Origin of the sequence: Marinobacter sp., assembly GCF_044799475.1 — a bacterium.
Classification (GTDB): domain Bacteria; phylum Pseudomonadota; class Gammaproteobacteria; order Pseudomonadales; family Oleiphilaceae; genus Marinobacter.
Window position 1 is genome coordinate 978,301 of the sequence record NZ_CP085217.1, and the last position, 17,698, is coordinate 995,998.

The 17,698-nt window shown below is 60.5% G+C and carries 18 protein-coding genes; 13 read left to right on the forward strand and 5 right to left on the reverse strand.

What is annotated here, in order from left to right; translation table 11 throughout:
- The first annotated feature begins 7 nt into the window (after positions 1 to 7).
- From ctaD to LG327_RS04505, 3 genes are read left to right on the forward strand one after another with little or no spacing between them, the layout of a single operon-like run.
- A complete protein-coding gene (ctaD, locus tag LG327_RS04495; RefSeq protein WP_404366355.1) occupies positions 8 to 1,627 on the forward strand; it encodes a cytochrome c oxidase subunit I in 1,620 nt (539 codons plus the stop codon).
- Between the two features lie 39 nt (positions 1,628 to 1,666).
- Positions 1,667 to 2,248, forward strand: a complete 582-nt coding sequence (locus LG327_RS04500; protein ID WP_404366359.1) for a cytochrome c oxidase assembly protein — start codon at positions 1,667 to 1,669, stop codon at positions 2,246 to 2,248.
- Between the two features lie 16 nt (positions 2,249 to 2,264).
- Positions 2,265 to 3,152 carry a cytochrome c oxidase subunit 3 gene (locus LG327_RS04505; RefSeq protein ID WP_404366362.1) on the forward strand — a complete coding sequence of 296 codons (888 nt, stop codon included), beginning with the start codon at positions 2,265 to 2,267 and terminating at the stop codon, positions 3,150 to 3,152.
- 27 nt (positions 3,153 to 3,179) lie between these two features.
- On the opposite strand, the gene LG327_RS04510 is transcribed toward LG327_RS04505, so the two are convergent.
- Entirely contained in the window at positions 3,180 to 3,386 is a 207-nt protein-coding gene (locus LG327_RS04510; protein WP_404366366.1) for a twin transmembrane helix small protein, read from the reverse strand.
- A 58-nt stretch (positions 3,387 to 3,444) separates the two neighbouring features.
- Here LG327_RS04510 and LG327_RS04515 point away from each other — a divergent pair, with 58 nt between their 5' ends.
- The 9 genes from LG327_RS04515 (at position 3,445) to LG327_RS04555 (ending at position 12,598) form a co-directional block, all read left to right on the forward strand.
- Complete coding sequence (locus LG327_RS04515) at positions 3,445 to 4,185, forward strand: SURF1 family protein (RefSeq protein WP_404366369.1); 741 nt, start codon at positions 3,445 to 3,447, stop codon at positions 4,183 to 4,185.
- Positions 4,178 to 4,801 carry a hypothetical protein gene (locus tag LG327_RS04520; RefSeq protein WP_404366371.1) on the forward strand — a complete coding sequence of 208 codons (624 nt, stop codon included), beginning with the start codon at positions 4,178 to 4,180 and terminating at the stop codon, positions 4,799 to 4,801. Before LG327_RS04515 ends, LG327_RS04520 begins: the two co-directional genes overlap by 8 nt.
- Positions 4,802 to 4,863: 62 nt before the next feature.
- The gene (locus tag LG327_RS04525) at positions 4,864 to 5,910 is read left to right on the forward strand and encodes a heme A synthase (RefSeq protein ID WP_404369222.1); all 1,047 of its coding nucleotides are present in this window, start codon (positions 4,864 to 4,866) and stop codon (positions 5,908 to 5,910) included.
- On the forward strand, positions 5,907 to 6,818 hold the full coding sequence (cyoE, locus tag LG327_RS04530) for a heme o synthase (protein WP_404366374.1): 912 nt from the start codon (positions 5,907 to 5,909) through the stop codon (positions 6,816 to 6,818). The genes LG327_RS04525 and cyoE overlap by 4 nt, the downstream gene beginning before the upstream one ends.
- A gap of 27 nt (positions 6,819 to 6,845) precedes the next feature.
- On the forward strand, positions 6,846 to 7,523 hold the full coding sequence (locus LG327_RS04535) for an SCO family protein (RefSeq protein WP_404366377.1): 678 nt from the start codon (positions 6,846 to 6,848) through the stop codon (positions 7,521 to 7,523).
- Positions 7,524 to 7,555: 32 nt separating this feature from the next.
- Complete coding sequence (hrpB, locus tag LG327_RS04540) at positions 7,556 to 10,054, forward strand: ATP-dependent helicase HrpB (RefSeq protein WP_404366380.1); 2,499 nt, start codon at positions 7,556 to 7,558, stop codon at positions 10,052 to 10,054.
- A 90-nt stretch (positions 10,055 to 10,144) separates the two neighbouring features.
- A complete protein-coding gene (locus tag LG327_RS04545) occupies positions 10,145 to 10,963 on the forward strand; it encodes a RimK family alpha-L-glutamate ligase (protein ID WP_404366383.1) in 819 nt (272 codons plus the stop codon).
- 91 nt (positions 10,964 to 11,054) lie between these two features.
- On the forward strand, positions 11,055 to 11,258 hold the full coding sequence (locus LG327_RS04550; RefSeq protein ID WP_404366386.1) for a DUF3185 family protein: 204 nt from the start codon (positions 11,055 to 11,057) through the stop codon (positions 11,256 to 11,258).
- A gap of 164 nt (positions 11,259 to 11,422) precedes the next feature.
- A complete protein-coding gene (locus tag LG327_RS04555) occupies positions 11,423 to 12,598 on the forward strand; it encodes a type III PLP-dependent enzyme (RefSeq protein ID WP_404366389.1) in 1,176 nt (391 codons plus the stop codon).
- 62 nt (positions 12,599 to 12,660) lie between these two features.
- Here the strand turns inward: LG327_RS04555 and LG327_RS04560 are convergent, their stop codons facing one another.
- Genes LG327_RS04560 through LG327_RS04575 form a run of 4 tightly spaced genes read right to left on the reverse strand, consistent with a single transcriptional unit; the run spans position 12,661 to position 17,197 of the window.
- On the reverse strand, positions 12,661 to 13,851 hold the full coding sequence (locus tag LG327_RS04560; protein WP_404366392.1) for a CynX/NimT family MFS transporter: 1,191 nt from the start codon (positions 13,849 to 13,851) through the stop codon (positions 12,661 to 12,663).
- A 20-nt stretch (positions 13,852 to 13,871) separates the two neighbouring features.
- Positions 13,872 to 14,264: an ectoine synthase gene (locus tag LG327_RS04565; protein ID WP_404366395.1), complete on the reverse strand. Its 393-nt coding sequence runs from the start codon at positions 14,262 to 14,264 to the stop codon at positions 13,872 to 13,874.
- Between the two features lie 48 nt (positions 14,265 to 14,312).
- Positions 14,313 to 15,743, reverse strand: a complete 1,431-nt coding sequence (locus LG327_RS04570; RefSeq protein WP_404366398.1) for a GTPase/DUF3482 domain-containing protein — start codon at positions 15,741 to 15,743, stop codon at positions 14,313 to 14,315.
- Positions 15,740 to 17,197 carry a DUF2868 domain-containing protein gene (locus LG327_RS04575; RefSeq protein ID WP_404366401.1) on the reverse strand — a complete coding sequence of 486 codons (1,458 nt, stop codon included), beginning with the start codon at positions 17,195 to 17,197 and terminating at the stop codon, positions 15,740 to 15,742. Before LG327_RS04575 ends, LG327_RS04570 begins: the two co-directional genes overlap by 4 nt.
- A 120-nt stretch (positions 17,198 to 17,317) precedes the next feature.
- Here LG327_RS04575 and LG327_RS04580 point away from each other — a divergent pair, with 120 nt between their 5' ends.
- Positions 17,318 to 17,677: a DUF6164 family protein gene (locus tag LG327_RS04580; protein WP_404366404.1), complete on the forward strand. Its 360-nt coding sequence runs from the start codon at positions 17,318 to 17,320 to the stop codon at positions 17,675 to 17,677.
- Positions 17,678 to 17,698: the final 21 nt, after the last annotated feature.

The window sequence follows — 17,698 nt, forward strand, 5'->3', positions numbered from 1 at the left end:
GTTCTTCATGAGTGCGGTCATCGATACCCACGACCAGGATCATCATCACGGTCCGGCCAAGGGCTACATAACGCGGTGGTTGTTTACCACCAACCATAAAGATATCGGGTCCATGTACCTGATCTTCAGTTTCACCATGTTCCTGCTGGGCGGGGCCATGGCGATGGTCATCCGGGCGGAACTCTTCCAGCCCGGGCTTCAGATAGTGGAGCCGGAATTTTTTAACCAGATGACTACCATGCATGGCCTGATCATGGTGTTCGGGGCGGTAATGCCCGCATTCGTTGGCCTGGCCAACTGGATGCTGCCGCTGATGGTCGGCGCGCCGGATATGGCCCTGCCGCGGATGAACAACTGGAGCTTCTGGCTTCTGCCCTGTGCCTTCCTGATTCTTGTCTCCACCCTGTTCATGGAGGGCGGTGCGCCGAACTTTGGCTGGACCTTCTACGCCCCGCTCTCGACAACCTATGGGCCGCCAAGTACCACCTTCTTCATTTTCGCCGTTCACATCATGGGTGTGTCGTCCATCATGGGCGCCATCAACGTGATCGCCACCATCATCAACATGCGCGCTCCCGGCATGACCCTGATGAAAATGCCTCTGTTCGTCTGGACCTGGCTGATCACCGCTTTCCTGCTGATCGCAGTCATGCCGGTACTGGCAGGCGTGGTCACCATGATGCTGATGGACATCAACTTCGGGACCAGTTTCTTTGATGCCGCCGGCGGTGGTGATCCGGTCCTGTTCCAGCATGTGTTCTGGTTCTTCGGCCATCCGGAGGTGTATATCATGATCCTCCCGGCTTTCGGTGCGGTCTCCCATATCATCCCGGCATTCTCCCGCAAGCGCCTGTTCGGCTACGCCTCAATGGTCTACGCGGTGGGTGCCATTGCGGTTCTGTCATTTGTGGTCTGGGCCCATCACATGTTTACCGTGGGCATGCCCATCGCCGGACAGCTGTTCTTCATGTACGCCACCATGCTGATCGCGGTCCCGACCGGGGTAAAGGTGTTCAACTGGGTGGCCACCATGTTCCGGGGCTCCCTGAGCTTTGAAACCCCCATGCTGTTTGCCATTGCCTTCGTAATCCTGTTCACCATCGGTGGCTTCTCAGGGCTGATGCTGGCGATTGCGCCAGCTGACTTCCAGTACCACGACACCTACTTCGTAGTGGCTCACTTCCATTACGTGCTGGTACCAGGGGCGATCTTCGGCATCTTTGCTTCTGCCTATTTCTGGCTGCCCAAGTGGACCGGCCACATGTACGACGAGACCCTGGGCAAAACCCACTTCTGGCTGTCGTTCATCGGCATGAACCTGGCGTTCTTCCCGATGCACTTTCTGGGCCTTGCGGGGATGCCGCGCCGGATCCCGGATTACGCCCTGCAGTTCGCCGATTTCAACATGGTTTCGAGCATTGGCGCCTTCATGTTTGGCGCGACGCAGCTGCTGTTCCTCTGGATCGTGGTGAAGTGCGTGCGCGGTGGCGAGAAGGCAGCGGCCAATCCATGGGATGGTGCTGAGGGTCTGGAGTGGACTGTGCCCTCACCGGCGCCGTACCACACATTCGCGACACCGCCTGATGTAAACTTTACCGATCATGCGGAAGTCCGGGACGCGAAGTAACCAGACTCGTAACCAGGTCCGCAAACAGGAGTACAGGTCATGGCTGAATCAAGGCGTTCCAATACTCGCGTGGTAGGCTGGTGCATGGCCGGTGTAGTGGGTATGTTCGCTTTTGGTTTTGCCCTTGTGCCCCTGTATGAGGTGTTCTGTGAGATCACCGGCATCAATGGCAAGACCGGCGGTCGGTACGAGAGTACTGAAGTCGCCCGGGTGGATCAGAACCGGACAGTGACAGTGCAGTTTGTGGCGCAGAACGGGCCGGACATGCCCTGGGTGTTCCGTCCTGCCACCAGCAGTATCAGCGTGCACCCCGGGGAAGCTACCACCGTGCATTTTCGTGCAGAGAATCCCACCGGGCAGACCATGACGGGCCAGGCTGTTCCCAGCCTGGCGCCCTCGGAGGGCACGCTGTATTTCCACAAGACGGAATGCTTCTGCTTCAATCAGCAGGAGCTCAAGGCGGGAGAAGCTATCGACATGCCTCTGGTATTCATTGTCGATGCCGACCTGCCCACCGATATTCATAAACTGACGCTGTCCTATACCCTCTACGACCAGCAGCGACTGAAGAAGGTATCGGACGTGGATCAGGCCCGTAAAACAACAAACGATAACGGATAAGCCGTCGGAGACCGCCATGGCGACAGATCAGAGCTATTACGTACCGGAACAGAGCAAGTGGCCCATAATCGCCACGGTTGGCCTGGGGGTTATGCTGTTCGGGGCCGCCTCCATCATGGTGAGCAGCAATCAGGGTGACTCAACTACTGGTGACTGGGTGGTCTTCGGCATAGGCGCCGTTATCATGGTCTACATGCTGTTCGGCTGGTTCGGCAATGTCATCGAGGAAAGCCGCAAGGGACTTTACAGCGCCCAGATGGACCGCTCGTTCCGCTGGGGTATGACCTGGTTCATTTTTTCCGAAGTGATGTTCTTTGCTGCCTTCTTCGGTGCCCTGTTCTATGTCCGCACCTTTGCTATTCCCTGGCTGGGCGGCGAAGGTGACCGGGGCTCCAGCAACATGCTGTGGGAAGGCTTTCAGGCCAACTGGCCGCTTCTGCAGAATCCGGATCCGAAGGAATATCCGTCACCGGAAGGCATTATCAATGCCTGGGGGCTGCCGCTTCTGAACACTATCCTGCTGGTGACTTCCTCTTTCACGGTCACTCTGGCTCACCATGCCCTGAAAAAGGAGCATCGGGGCAAGGTCAAGGCATGGCTGGGTGCAACCATACTGCTGGCGCTGGTCTTCCTGTTCTTCCAGGCCGAGGAGTATGTTGAAGCCTATCGGGACCTGGATCTGACCCTCCAGTCTGGCATCTACGGCAGCACCTTTTTCATGCTGACCGGTTTCCATGGGGCTCACGTAATACTGGGAACGCTGCTGCTGATCATCATGCTGATCCGTGTGCAGAAGGGGCATTTCACCCCTGACAGCCATTTCGGTTTTGAGGCTGCAAGCTGGTACTGGCACTTTGTCGACGTGGTATGGCTGGGGCTCTTTATTTTCGTTTACATTATCTGACGTATTAACGGTGCAGAGTGTGGCCGCTCAATAGGGGGTGGGGTTCAGTGTAAGATCCCCATGCCAGAGCGCCACCAGGATGATGCCCAGAAGTAGCAGGCTGAGGCCGACACGGACTGCCAGTGAATTGACCACCCGCGTGGATCGACTGCCATCCCTGATCAGGAAAACCAGGCCTGTGAACAGACTGACAATCACCGCCAACAGCAGGATAACGATAATCACTTTAAGCATATGCCACTCTCCTGTTCCGGTTCGGGGTACGTCGAATCTGAGGTCACTATAGCAGAGCATGGCAAATCAACAGCGACCAGAACAACGCCGGTGGCAATGGGACTGGCGACTGATGGCGTTTTCCGGCCTTTTTTTACCGCTGCTGCTTGCCCTGGGATTCTGGCAGCTTGACCGTGCTGGCGAAAAGGAAAACCAGCTGCAGCGATGGGAGCAGGAGGCCGGAGACGCGGCCTGGAAGGAGCAACTGGACGCCGGCCTGGAGCCGGGAAAACCGGTTGAGCTGACCGGCAGTTATTCTGGTCGTTTTCACTGGCTCCTGGACAACAGGACCCGGGATGGGCGGGCGGGGTACGAAGTGCTGAGCGTATTCTATCCCGATGACGGGCGACCGGTAGTGGTCAATCGGGGCTGGCTTGCAGCGCCGCGTAAAAGAGAAGACCTGCCCGCCATTCCCACGCCCGCACAGCCGGTATCCCTGGCCGGAAGGGTCGCCGACTTTCCGGAACCCCCGGTACTGGCCGACTCACCCTCTGGATCTGGATGGCCCCGCAGGGTTCAGGCGCTTTCTCCGGACCAGGCCAGTAGCGCGGAACCGGCGCTGGCTGATTATCTGGTCCGGCTGGCAGGACCGGAGCAGCCAGGGGCGTTCCGGGCTGACTGGGCGCCGGACCTGATGGGCCCACAGACCCATTATGGCTATGCAGTTCAATGGTTTTCCCTGGCACTGGCGCTGGTCGTACTGACAGCGGTTGCCAGTTATCGCAAAACTGACACAGGGCATGACGACAGATATGGCTGACGAGACAGAAGACCAACCATCGCCGGAACGGGTCCGCCGCGGTCGTCGCATGGTGCTGCTGCTTTTTGCCATCGGCTTTGGCCCGATGATTCTGGCTACTGTGATGTATTACACTGGCTGGCTAAATCCGGCAGGCCATTCCAATCACGGGCTACTCGTGAGCCCACCGGTGCCGGTGAGTGAACTGAAGCTGGAAGGCCCGCGGGGGGAAGCGCTGGAAACGCGTTTTGGCCCCCAGATTAAAGACCCCGACTGGCTTCTGCTGATCGTGGCGCAAAACTGCGGCGACGAATGCCAGCAGCTCCTGTATCTGGCTCGCCAGGTCAACGTGGCGCTGGGCAAGAACGCCGACCGGTTGAGCAGGGCAGCCTGGGTTGAGCAGGTGCCGGAGGATCTGGCAGGCAGCTGGAACAGCGAATATCCCTCCATGGGCCGCCTGAAAGTCCGCAATGGCGAAAGCCCGGACTGGCCTCCGGGAGTTGATCCGGGTGAAGCTCCCGAGATTCTCGTGATAGACCCTTTTGGCAATATCATGATGCGCTACACGACTGAGCATAGCGGCAAGGAAATGCTTGAGGACCTCAAGCACCTCCTGAAACTGTCCCAGATAGGCTGATGCCACGGCTTGAGGTGAAACCTGTGAACACAACCCCCGAATCGGCAGAACATTTGCGGATCATGGCGCGCTGGGCAACGCTTGCTTCGCTGTTGACAGTGGTCGTGGTCATGCTCGGAGCCTGGACCCGGCTGGTGCATGCCGGCCTTGGCTGCCCGGACTGGCCCGGGTGCTACGGCTTTCTGTCAGTCCCCCAGGATGCGGCCCGCATCGCCATAGCCGAAGCCAGATTCCCGGACTCACCGGTGGATGTCAGCAAGGGCTGGCCGGAAATGATTCACCGGTACGCCGCCGGCAGTCTGGGCCTGGTGGTTTTTGGTCTGGCGGCCTTCGGCGTGCGACATCGCCGCTCTGGCGTACCCTTCAGGCTTCCCCTCTTCATTGCCGGATTTGTTGTGCTCCAGGCGGCCTTTGGCATGTGGACCGTCACCCTCAAGTTATGGCCCCAGGTTGTGGCCCTGCATCTGCTGGGAGGGTTCACCACGCTTACCTTGCTGACTCTGCTCGCCCTCAGACTGCGGGCAAAACCCACCAGCCCACCGGTCGGGAAGTATCCACCGCTTGTCCGGCTCCGGCCCTGGCTTTACGGGGGGCTGGCGCTGGTCATCATGCAGATCGCACTCGGCGCCTGGACCGCGGCCAATTACGCAGCGGTGGCCTGCACCGACCTGCCCACCTGCCAGGGGCACTGGTGGCCCGAAATGGATTTCCGCCACGGCTTTGATATCACCCAGGCGGTGGGGCCCAATTATCTGGGAGGCCAACTGGCTGCAGATGGCCGCGTGGCCATTCACGTCAGCCACCGCCTCGGCGCTTTGGTGGTGCTGGTTTACCTCGGTGGTCTCCTTGCGGCATTATGGCGGCACGGTGGGCCTGCCGGAATCCGGGGAGCGGTCGCACTGGCCGGGGCCGCACTGGCAATCCAGATCCTCCTTGGCCTGGCTAACGTCATTTTCAGTATTCCCCTGGGGATCGCAGTGGCTCACAATGCGATGGGCGCCGGTCTCCTGCTGACACTGGTGCATCTTGTCTGGCGAACTCACGGCTATCGACTGGGCGCCGGTTTCCACATTCACAAAACAACAATAAAACGAGAGGCAGCAGTATGAGTGAGCAGGTCAAAACACTGGCCATGGATTCGGTGGAGCGGCCTTCAGTGTCCTGGCGGGATTTCCTGGAGCTGACCAAGCCCAAGGTAGTGGCACTGATGATGCTGACCGCCGTTATCGGCATGCTGCTTGCCCGGCCGGGATTGCCTCACTGGTCGGTGCTGGTATTCGGCAATCTCGGTATTGCCCTGCTGGCAGGCGCGGCCGCTGTGATCAACCATGTGGTGGATCAGAAAATCGACACCATCATGGCCCGCACCCGGAAGCGCCCCGTGGCGACTGGCCGCATCAGCCCGGTCGACGCGCTGATCTTCGCAGTGACCCTGTCCCTGGCAGGGGTCTTGGTGCTTGTGTGGCAGGTCAATGCCCTGACCGCCTGGCTCACCCTTGCCTCCCTGGTGGGCTATGCCGGTGTATACACCCTGTTTCTCAAGCGCGCCACACCCCAGAATATCGTCATCGGCGGTCTCGCCGGCGCCATGCCGCCGCTGCTTGGCTGGACTGCGGTCACCGGCCAGGTTGATGGCCACGCCCTGCTTCTCGTACTGATCATCTTTGCCTGGACGCCACCGCACTTCTGGGCGCTGGCGATCCATCGCAAAGAGGAATATGCCCAGGCCGGCATACCCATGCTTCCGGTCACTCACGGTAACCGGTATACGGAACTGCACATCGTTCTTTATACCCTGATGCTGCTGGCGGTGAGCCTTCTTCCCTTCGTCACCGGCATGTCCGGCCCCATTTATCTTGCGGGCGCACTGCTGCTGGGTCTGAGGTTCCTGCAGTATGCGGTGCGACTGATGCGGGGTGATGACCGGCGGGTGGCTCTGGCCACTTTCAAATATTCCATTACCTACTTGATGGCACTGTTTGTCTTCCTGCTGGTAGATCACTTTATATTTTTCTGAGGCCCCGGCCCCGAAAGCGGAGACTGCATGGATCCTTCGATTCGTCGCACACTGATTGTACTCGTGCTGCTGGTCGCGCTGATATTCGGCGTGGTGGTGGGGCGCCAGCTGATTGCGCCTGAAACTGCAGAACCTGAGCCTGCTCCCCTGTTAACCCATCTCAATACCTACGTTTATGAGGAGCCTCGGCCGCTGGCGGATTTTGAGCTCAAAAATGAAGAAGGCGAGGCCGCCACCCCGGAGGACCTCCAGGGCCGGTGGACCTTTGCATTCCTCGGTTACACCAACTGTCCGGATGTCTGTCCCGCCACCATGGCCATGCTCAGGCGCACGGACAAGCTGATTCCCGACGTCCTGCCGCAGCCGGATTACCTGTTGATTTCCGCAGACCCGGAGCGGGATACGCCGGAGAAAATGAAAGAATATCTGAACTTCTTTGGGGACGATTTTCACGGCCTGACCGGCGACGTGAAGGAAGTCCGCGCCCTCGCGAAGAGCCTCAATGCCGTGTTTGTCGAGCGGGTCCTTGAGGATGGCATGGTGATGGTGGATCACAGCGCCCACCTGGCACTCCTTGATCCGCGAGGCCGGATGATTGCGGTGCTCCAGCCGCCCCACGAGCCAGAGTCGATTGCCGAGGCCTTTGAGCGCATCTATCAATGGGCCAAAAGCCGGGAAATGACGGCTCCGCAGACGGGGGGCTAGACCCCACACCACGGCTTCACTCCGGAACAGCCATGCCCACGCCCATTCCTGCCGAGCTGCCTGTTGATGCCCTTTTGCCGGAACTGCTGGCCCGGCTGGAGTCGGACACCACCCTGCTTCTGCAGGCGCCTCCCGGCGCCGGCAAAACCACCCGTGTGCCCCTTGCCCTGCTCAGCACCAGCTGGCGGAGGAACCGCCGGATACTGATGCTCGAACCCAGACGTCTGGCTGCACGATCCGCCGCGCGTTTCATGGCTGGACAGCTCGGAGAAAAAGCGGGCCAGACCGTCGGTTACCGCACCCGTCTGGATACTCGTGTTTCCAGGGAAACGGTCATCGAGGTTGTCACCGAAGGCATACTGACACGGCTGATCCAGAACGACCCGGCTCTTGAAGATTACGCAGCCGTACTTTTTGATGAATTTCACGAACGCTCCCTGCAGGCGGATCTTGGCCTGGCCCTGGTCCGTGAGTCCCAGCAGGCCCTGCGGGAGGACCTGAGAGTGATCGTGATGTCGGCCACCCTGGATACCCTGCCTCTGGCCCGGCTTCTCGGTGATGTGCCGGTTCTTGTCAGTGAAGGCCGGGCCTTTCCGGTAACTGTGCATTACCGCCCTCCCCGCCGGAACGAACGACTTTCAGACCATACTCTCCGGGCGGTGCACGAAGCCCTGAGGGAAGAGACCGGCTCACTCCTGGTCTTTCTTCCCGGCGTGAGGGAAATCCGCTGGGTTCAGCAGGGGCTTGAGGGCTCTCTGCCCCGGAACGTCCATCTCGCACCCCTGTTTGGCAATCTCAGCGGCCCCGATCAGGACCGGGCCATCAGTGCGCCCCCAGAGGGTGAGCGCAAGATTGTTCTGGCCACCGCCATAGCCGAAACCAGCATCACAATCGAGGGCATTGGCGTAGTCATAGACAGTGGCCAGCAGCGTAGCGCGGCCTTTGACGCCAACAGCGGTATGACCAGACTGGTTACTGGCCGGGTCTCCCGGGCGGCTGCGGAGCAGCGCAAAGGCCGGGCGGGCCGGACACGCACCGGTGCCTGCTACCGGCTCTGGAGCGAGAGCGAACACTTCAGTCTGGCGGAACATACGCCACCGGAAATTCTGTCCGCGGATCTGGCACCGCTCGCGCTGGAACTGGCTCACTGGGGGGCCAGGGACCCGGGCGATCTGGAGTGGATAGACCCGCCCCCAGCGGCTCATTGGCAGCAGGCCGTGGAGCTTCTGCAATGGCTGGATCTGATTGATGCCCAGGGGGCCATAACCGACCATGGCAAGGCCGCCCGCACCCTTGCCTGCCATCCCCGGCTGGCCCATATGGTGCTGCGGGGCCGGGCCATGGGCTGGCCTCTGCTCGCGGCCCAGTTGGCGGCGCTGCTGGAAGAACGTGACCTGCAGGGTCCCGGAGCAGGTGCGGATATAAACCTGCGGCTCCAGCTCCTTCGTGGCGAATTTTCCACCCGGAACATGGACCAGGGAAGACTGAAACTGGTGCGACAGTCGGTCCGGCGACTACTCCCTGACGGCGCTGCCGACCGGAACACTGTCTTTTCAACCGAAGACGCAGGCCGTCTGCTGGCCTGTGCCTGGCCGGACCGGATAGCCAGGCGCCGCGCCGGCCAGTCTGTCCGCTACCAGCTCAGCAATGGCCGGGGTGCCTGTCTGCAGGAAGGCGATGCGCTGGCGCGTCATGAATGGCTGGCCACAGCCGAGCTGGACGGCCAGGCTAGAGAGGCGCGGATCTATCTGGCGGCACCGCTGGATCCGGCGGTGATAGAGACCGATCTTGCCCACCACCTCCGCAGGGTTACTGAAGCCGTATGGGACGACCGTAAAGGCAGGGTGATTGTGCGCAGCCAGCAGCGTCTGGGACAGCTGGTGCTCCAGGAGGAGATTCTGCCCGATCCGCCGTCTGAACAGATCCAGCAGGGGCTCATTGATGCAGTCCGGCGCAAGGGCCTGGCAAGCCTCCCCTGGTCGCCAGCGGCGAAACAGTGGCAGGCCCGGGTAGAGCTGCTCCGCCGGTTTGAACCTGAAGCCTGGCCGGAGGTTCATGACCAGGCCCTGCTGGACACCCTGGATGCCTGGCTGGCGCCTTTTCTCGCCGGCCTGAGCCGCTGGTCCGAGGTCCTCCAGCTTGACCTGCTGAATGTACTTGCGGCCCAGCTGGATCACACCAGGCGATCAGCGCTTGATCGCCTGGCCCCTTCCGCCCTGACCATTCCCACCGGCCAGAGGCTGGCGCTGGACTATACCACCCCTTCCGGGCCGGTTCTGGCGGCCAAATTGCAGGCATTTTTCGGCTGGTCCGAAAGCCCCCGGGTCGCCGACGGCCGACAGCCGGTGGTTATCCATCTGCTCTCGCCGGCCGGCAGGCCTCTGGCAGTCACCTCGGATCTGGCCAGTTTCTGGCGCAACGCCTATCCGGATGTGCGTAAGGACATGCGGGGACGCTATCCCAAACACCCCTGGCCGGAGGATCCTCTGACAGCCGAACCCCGGGCAGGCACAAAAAAACAGGGCTACTGATTATTAACCATGGGGGCGGCAATAGTGCTTGCCAAATAAAATAAGCCCTCTAGAATGCGTCATCTTCCCTCTGGTCAGTTTTTAACCGCCATGCGCCTGATTTCTTTTGATGTGTTTCGGACTCTTGGCCTTCCCGATGTACAGGTGATAAAGCCGGAGCATTTTCTGCGCCACCGGGATGATCTTCGCGATGCCGACTGGGTGCTGTTTCCCGAATACTGGCAGCTGAATGCTCTGGTCCACGGCCTCAAATGCCGGGTATTCCCCAGCGTGGCAAGCTACCGAATAGGCCATGACAAGATTGAAATGACCCGGGCCTTCCAGACCGTGGCTCCCCACAACACACCCTGGACCCTGATCGAAGCCAACGGCCCCCGTCAGCGTGAGGAAATCTGGGACAGGATGCTGCTGCCCTTTGTGGCAAAGCGCCCTCGCGCAAGTATGGGTGAGGGTGTCTGGCTGATTGAGAACCAGGCGGACTGGCAGAAATACTGCGATGGCGCCGAGGTGCTCTACACCCAGGAATACCTGCCCATTGACCGGGACATCCGGGTGGTTGTCGCAGGGGACCGGGTGGTAACTGCCTACTGGCGCCACCAGGCCGATCAGGGTTTCTACAACAATATAGCCCGCGGGGGCTGGGCGGATCATTCCGCGGTTCCGTCCGCAGCGACGGATCTGGCCCTGAAAGTGGCCCGGACCCTGGATGTCAATCACGCCGGTTTTGATATAGCCATGGTTGGCAGTGTGCCCTACCTCCTGGAGTTCAATCGCCTGTTTGGCAATCAGGGCGTCAATCACGCCGGGCTGCTGCGGCAGGCCATTTTTGACTATCTGGCAGGTGAGCTGGAACCCAGAGATCCGCCAACACCGGTCACTCCAGTGCCGCCCTGGCCCATCGCCGTGTAGAGAAGCTTCGAGGGGATTATTCTGCGCCTGCTTTCATTTCCCGACCGGGCAGGCTAACTTGATGGTTTGAAACCCGGGAAAGGAATCATCTATGTCAGGTCAGAAACTGGTTGGAATTGTTTTGCTTGTTGTGGGCATTGGCCTTCTTTACTTCGGCTGGCAGGGCAGTCAGTCCCTTGGGGACCAACTGAGTGAGACGGTGACCGGGCAGCCCACTGATGAAACCATGTGGTTCCTCATCGGGGGTGCTGCCGCCGCGATCGGAGGGGCTTTCCTGCTGTTCTTCAAGCGCTGAACCAGCGCGGCTCTGACCGACCCGGTGTTATCGGGGCGGTCGGTAGATATGCTCATGGTCCGGTCTTCCGAAACCCTTTAATCTTCCGCCGCTTCCGCACTGCAGGCCCTCTGCAGGGCGGGTCCGTTTCCGGCTTGTTCCCGTTGGAGGAAAACCCAAAAGCCATGACTGATCAGACTGCTATCAATCTTGCCGATTACTATGATGCTGAAACCTTCAGCCGGCTCAAGACGTTTGCTGACACAAAGGAAACTCCCTTCGTGGTGATCGATACGGCCACCATTGGCCGGCAGTACGACGAATTGATCGACGGTTTCCCCTACGCCAGTATCTATTATGCGGTAAAGGCCAATCCGGCGCCGGAAGTCCTGAAGCTACTGCGCGACCGGGGCTCGAATTTCGATATCGCGTCTGTCTATGAGCTGGATAAGGTCATGCGGCAGGGCGTGTCGGCGGATCGCATCAGCTATGGCAACACCATCAAAAAGAGCCGTGATATCCGTACCTTCTACGAGAAAGGGGTACGGATGTATGCCACGGATTCCGAAGCCGACCTGCGGAATATTGCCAAGGCGGCCCCCGGCTCGAAAATCTATGTGCGAATTCTGACTGAAGGCAACCTGACGGCGGACTGGCCCCTGTCGCGGAAGTTTGGCTGTCAGGCCGACATGGCGATGGATCTCCTGATTCTGGCCCGGGACCTGGGCCTTGTACCCTATGGCGTATCCTTTCACGTAGGTTCCCAGCAGCGTGAAATTGGCGCATGGGATGCCGCCCTGGGCAAGGTAAAGGTGATCTTCGAGCGTCTGAAGCAGGAAGACAACATCGAGCTCAAAATGATCAACATGGGCGGTGGCTTTCCGGCCAACTACATCAACCGTACCAATGAGCTGAAGACCTATGCGGAAGAGATCGAGCGCTTCATCCGGGAAGACTTCGGTGATGAGTTTCCCGAAATCATCATCGAGCCCGGCCGATCACTGATCTCCAATGCCGGTATCCTGGTAAGCGAGGTGGTACTGATTTCCCGAAAATCCCGCACTGCCCTGCACCGCTGGGTTTTCACGGACGTGGGCAAGTTTTCCGGCCTGATCGAGACCCTTGATGAATCCATCAAGTTCCCGATTTATACCGAAAAGCAGGGTGAGCATGAGGATGTGGTCATCGCAGGCCCAACCTGCGACAGCGCTGACATCATGTATGAGCACTACAAATATGGCCTGCCACTGAATCTGGCCATCGGCGACCGGATGTACTGGTTCTCCACGGGCGCTTACACCACCACCTACAGCGCAGTGGAATTCAATGGCTTTCCACCACTGAAAGACTATTACATCTAGCTGGTAAGCCCAGTGTCCGGTCTCAACGACCGGACGGTACTTTCCTGCGCCTTCTCCTCCTCTCAGTTTTTCTGACGCCGTTCTCTGAGATCCAGTGTCCAGGCGATCGGCATTACCAGCAGCCCATATCCGAGCATGACCACCAGTGCATGGCGGGTGTCGCCGGTGGCATCGGCCACCAGTCCACCGAGCATGGGCACCGCGAATGACAGGGTGTACCCCACGGTGAAGTTGCCTGCGGCAAGGCGGCCGGCATCGCCCTGGCTGCTGAGCAGGGGTGGCAGGGCCACCAGAAGGATAAGCAGGATTCCGGCGGTAAAGCTCATGGCCGTGGCGAAGACAACGCTGAGCCAGCCGCCGGTGATGATGATGCCGCCGATGAAGGCCAGACTCAGGGCCGCCATCACAACAATCAGGTTTTTGCGGCCAACCCAGCGCCGGGCCATCGCCAGCATCACCAGTGAAGCAGCGACCTGGGCGATATTGAACCAGAACAGGGTGGTGTCCAGCCGCTCCAGTTCTCCCCGCTGGTCAAGGAGGCTGCCCAGATAGGCGTTTACGCCAAAAAACAGGGATCCAGAGGCCCCCAGCAGAAGGCCAAGCCGCAGAGTCAGGGGGTTTTTCCAGTCAGGCAGCCAGGCAGGTCTCGTCAGGGGGCGATTGCGCTCCCGGATGGGCAGATACAGCAGTCCGGCAATAAAGAGCGCAGGCACCGACCAGGCCATCAGGGTCACCCGCCAGCTGTTGTCGAATAGCGGCATGATGACCGGCAGTGTGAGCCCGGCGCCAATGAACTCGCCCATCAGCATGCCGTTCATGTAGACCGCGGAACCCAGCGCCAGGTGATGGGGCTCGAGCCAGCGGGGCAGCAGTGCGGGCAGTGATGGCTGCATCATGGCAATGCCGAGTCCCATTACGGCGCTGGTCATGAGCAGGGTGGCCGGGTCCGGAGCCAGGCCCCGGGCAGCGGAGCCGAGGGCGGCAATGAGAAGGGCGGCGGCCAGGGTATGGCGGGGGCCAAAGCGTGAAATGGCAAGGGAGCCAGGCATGGCCCCAATGGCAAGCATAAGCACGGGTACGGCGGTCAGGGCGCCCGTCAGGGCCTGTGACAGGGCCAGATCATCCGCAATGAAGGGAGCAAGTGCCGGCGCGACCAGAATCGGAATACGCAGGTACAGCCCCGCCAGCCACAGCAGCGCCAGAACTGGCAGCAGGCGCGAAGTGGCTGGTGGTTGAGGGCTGTTCCCTGTCAAGTCTTTGGCCGGCTGGCTGTTTACTCTTCTTCAACCAGGTTATAGGCGCCGTCGGCGTCGTGAGTTTCACGGCCGGTGACGGGCGGATTGAACGCGCATATCAGGCGCATGTCCTTTTTGCCGCCCCGGAGGATATGACGGTCATTCTTGTCAAGCGCGTAAAGGGTGCCATTTTCGATCTTATGGGTTTCATCCGTGTCCAGGTCGACGATTTCGCCATCCCCCTCGACACAGTAAACCGCTTCCAGATGGTATTTGTACCAGAGATGAAGTTCAGCGCCAGCAGGGATGATGGTTTCGTGAAATGAAAATCCCATGCCATCTTTTTTCAATAGCAGACGCCGGCTGGTCCAGCCCGGGCCTTCAACTTCACGTTCGGTTCCCTTGATGTCTTCGACTCTTACGATCTTCATGCAATACCCCATGTTGTAATGAACAGCCTTCCAATATAAACACTCATTTCATTCAGGATTCAACCGCCAATCGTCGTAAGCCTGAAAAGCGGCTTCCATGGCCTGGGCCAGACGATCCCGTGTCTCACTGTCCGGGCGTCGCTTTTTCCGGCACAGCTCAAAGGCCCGCTGGATGTCCCGACGGCTGGTCCGATCCAGCCTGTTGAGCCAGTGTGAGCTGGTAGGCTCGAGGTCGAGCAGATCCTGGCCTGCATGGTTGCGGCGGCTTATCCGCCACCAGTGATCCACAGCCCGGCCCAGTACCACATATCCGAACTGGGTGTCCCGGACAGGGCCGAAGCTGGCGGTCTGCAGGCCCTGATTCCAGGGGCCGAGATTCAGCGCGGAGACAGCGAGTCGATCGCCATAAAAATAACTCCCCGCCGCGCCGATCAGACCGCCCACCAGAGCTCCGGCGCCCAGAGAGTGGCCGAGCGCAAGAGCATCCACGCCCGCTCCACCGGCAGCCCCAGCTCCAAAACCGGCCGTGGCGAGATAGCTGCGACTGACCCCAAAAGCGCGCCGGCTGCCCTCACTGAACAGATCATGATCATTGTGCCAGGACAGGGCCGCCTCCTGCCGTCGGATCTGATTGTGCTGATACAGGCGCTCTACGGCTACGCGGAGGGCCTGTTCCCGCTCGCGCTGGTGCTGATACCACTTTTCCCGCAACTCTGCCGCCAGAGCTTCAGCAGACTGGCTGGCGGCCTGATTCATGGTCAATGTGCGCTGTTCCTGCCACGAGAGCATGTCCACGAGAGCCCTGGCGGTCAGCTCGGCTGCCTGTCGGCGGCGTTGGCGGCGCTGATGGACCAGATGACCCACCGCCTGCTCCAGCGGCTGCTCCCAGCCAGGCTCGAGCTGGCCAAAAGCTCTCAGCAGGCTGAGATGCTGCTCAAAGGGTGCTCTGACCGCGTTAAAGCGTCTAACCACCTGGAAAAACTGGCCAAGAGCAGCTTCCCAGGTGTCGCCGTAATCTTCCGGCCCAATGCTGTTGACGAGAGCGAGGCTGGGCCGGCCAGTCCAGCGGAGGATAGTCATTTCTGCTTCATTTTCTGCGCTGTAAGGCACGGATCCGTCGACGACATAGATGATGCCGGCGCCCCCGGCTACCGGGGCAAGAAGCTCGCATTCGTCGTGAAAGCGGGGGTCGTCCCGGTGCTGCTGCACAAAGGCAGCCACAGTCTCGGCGCGGTCCGAAGCCGACAGGCTGTGGGCTTCCAGCCACTCAAGGACCCGCCGGGGTCGCTGGAAGCCCGGGGTATCAACCAGGGTATACAGCACTTCGCCATCAACGGTCATGGAGTAGGTCTGCCGGCGGCGGGTGGTGCCGGGCTCCAGGGCAATGGCAATGGCATCGTTCTGGGAGAGAGTCGCCACGACACTGGATTTGCCCTTGTTGGGATGGCCGACCACGGCAAATACAGGCGCCTGCCTCATGAGAGCATCTCCCGGTCTTCCGGTCCGGAGGAATGCGGTTCAGGGTTCCCTGCATTTTCCAGATTACGAGAGGGGTGGCATACGACAAGGCGCAGATCCGGATGCCGTTCTGCGAAACGCAGCCACTGATCCAGGTGTTGAGGCGGGGGCCGCAGTGTGACTGAATGGCCTGCTGGCACCAGGGCTATTTCCACATCTTTCGGCCACCGGTCCCGGGCCTCCTCGAGGAAATCGGCCAGTTCGCCGGTCGGGGGCTCCCAGGCGCGGGCCAGCACCAGGCCTGCTCCTCCGGACTTCTGGAGATTCAGCCCGGCTGCTTCCAGGGTCGCGCGGTCAGCCTGCAGGGAAGATGAGCCGCCGGCATCGAGTACCAGAGGCGCCGGACTGTCCGTCAGGAGTCTGGCCTCCGCGACGGAGGCCGCGCCAGCCCAGCGAACCAGAGTGCCCGATGCAGGCAAAGGCTGAACCGCCATCTGTGTGCTGAGATCGGGCTGATCCGCGCTGTCGGAATACTGACTGCCGGTTTCAAGCGCGGGCGTTTCCATCCGGTATCGTAATGCCGTGAGGCCAGGATGCTTTGCCAGCAGATGGTGGGCGCGCCATCTCAGGTGGAGCCGGGTCAGAATCAGCAGGAAGAAGCGGGGGGTGATCACATAAAAAAGCCAGCTCATGGCGACAAATGGCCACCAGTCGCCCCATCGGCTCGCCGCAACTGCCTGGGGGGTATCTGTCAGACGATAAAAGCGGGACTCGGCCACCAGTTCCGGCGAGGGCACCGCCGCCGGCCACAGGCTCTGCCAGGGCATGGCAATGATTTCCACCAGCCGGTGAAAAGTCCCGGGACCGGTATCCAGAGTGGTACTCCAGCCAAAGGCCAGATCCTGCACCACCACCAGAACAATCAGCGTCATCAGGCCGGCAAGGCCGAATATCAGTCCGCCAGTGTGGGCTGACTGCGCCATCAGCTGGGGTTGCAGACGACGCTGCGCCCAGCCCGCCGGGCTGGCTTCCCGGCCCTGAAACCTGTGCAGAATCCAGTCTGCGAGTGGGCCCCAGGGTCGCCACCCCATCAGCGACTGGAGGCTGGTGGCGACTGCCAGCAAGAGCTGAAAAGCGATGAAGCCAAGTATGACGGTAACATTGATCTGCTGGCTGCCGTCGTAAAACAGCAGCCCCAGCATTGCCATAACGCCGAGCAAAGCCCCCGCAATGGCAAACAGGCGGGTAAATCGCTGCCAGCCCCGCAGCCATGGGTGGGGCCCGGCTTTCCTGCGGGTACTGCTGACTGCATTCAGCTGATCCAGCCAGCGCGCCGGACCGGGAGCCTCGCCGGCCGCTTCACAGGCAAGGGCAAAACGGCGGTCCCGGCGATGAAGGAATGCCGCTGGCTGATCCCGGTCCCGGCGAACCTGGTCATCAAAATCGAGTAGCAGCGTCAGCGGTGGCCTGGTCATTGGGTCTTCCGGACATGATTCATGCCTGAAGTGTAACCTGATCCATTGGCAGCCGGCCAAACTGCCAGCGCCGGAAATGCTAGTATATCGCGATAAATCCAGCACAGGGCGGCCCCTCCCATGCCTTATCATCTGATGAATCTGCGCCATGTCCCGGAAGACGAGGCGGAAGAAGTCCGGGCGCTTTTCGAAGAGCACGAGGTGATCTACTACGAAACTCCTTCCAGCCGCTGGGGCATAAGCATGGGCGGTTTCTGGGCCAACGACCCGAAGGAAGCCGAGCGCGCGAAAGCCCTGCTTGAGTCCTATCAGCGCGAGCGGTCAGCCCGGCTGCGGGCGGAATTTGAGCGGGATCGCGAGGCCGGTCGTATCCCCGGATTCTGGCAGCGGCTCCGTCAGAAACCGCTGACCCTGGCGACCACCTTTCTGGCGATTCTGATCATCCTGGCGATCAGTCTGGCGCCCTTTGTCAGATTCTGACGGATGCGTTACCGAGCCTGG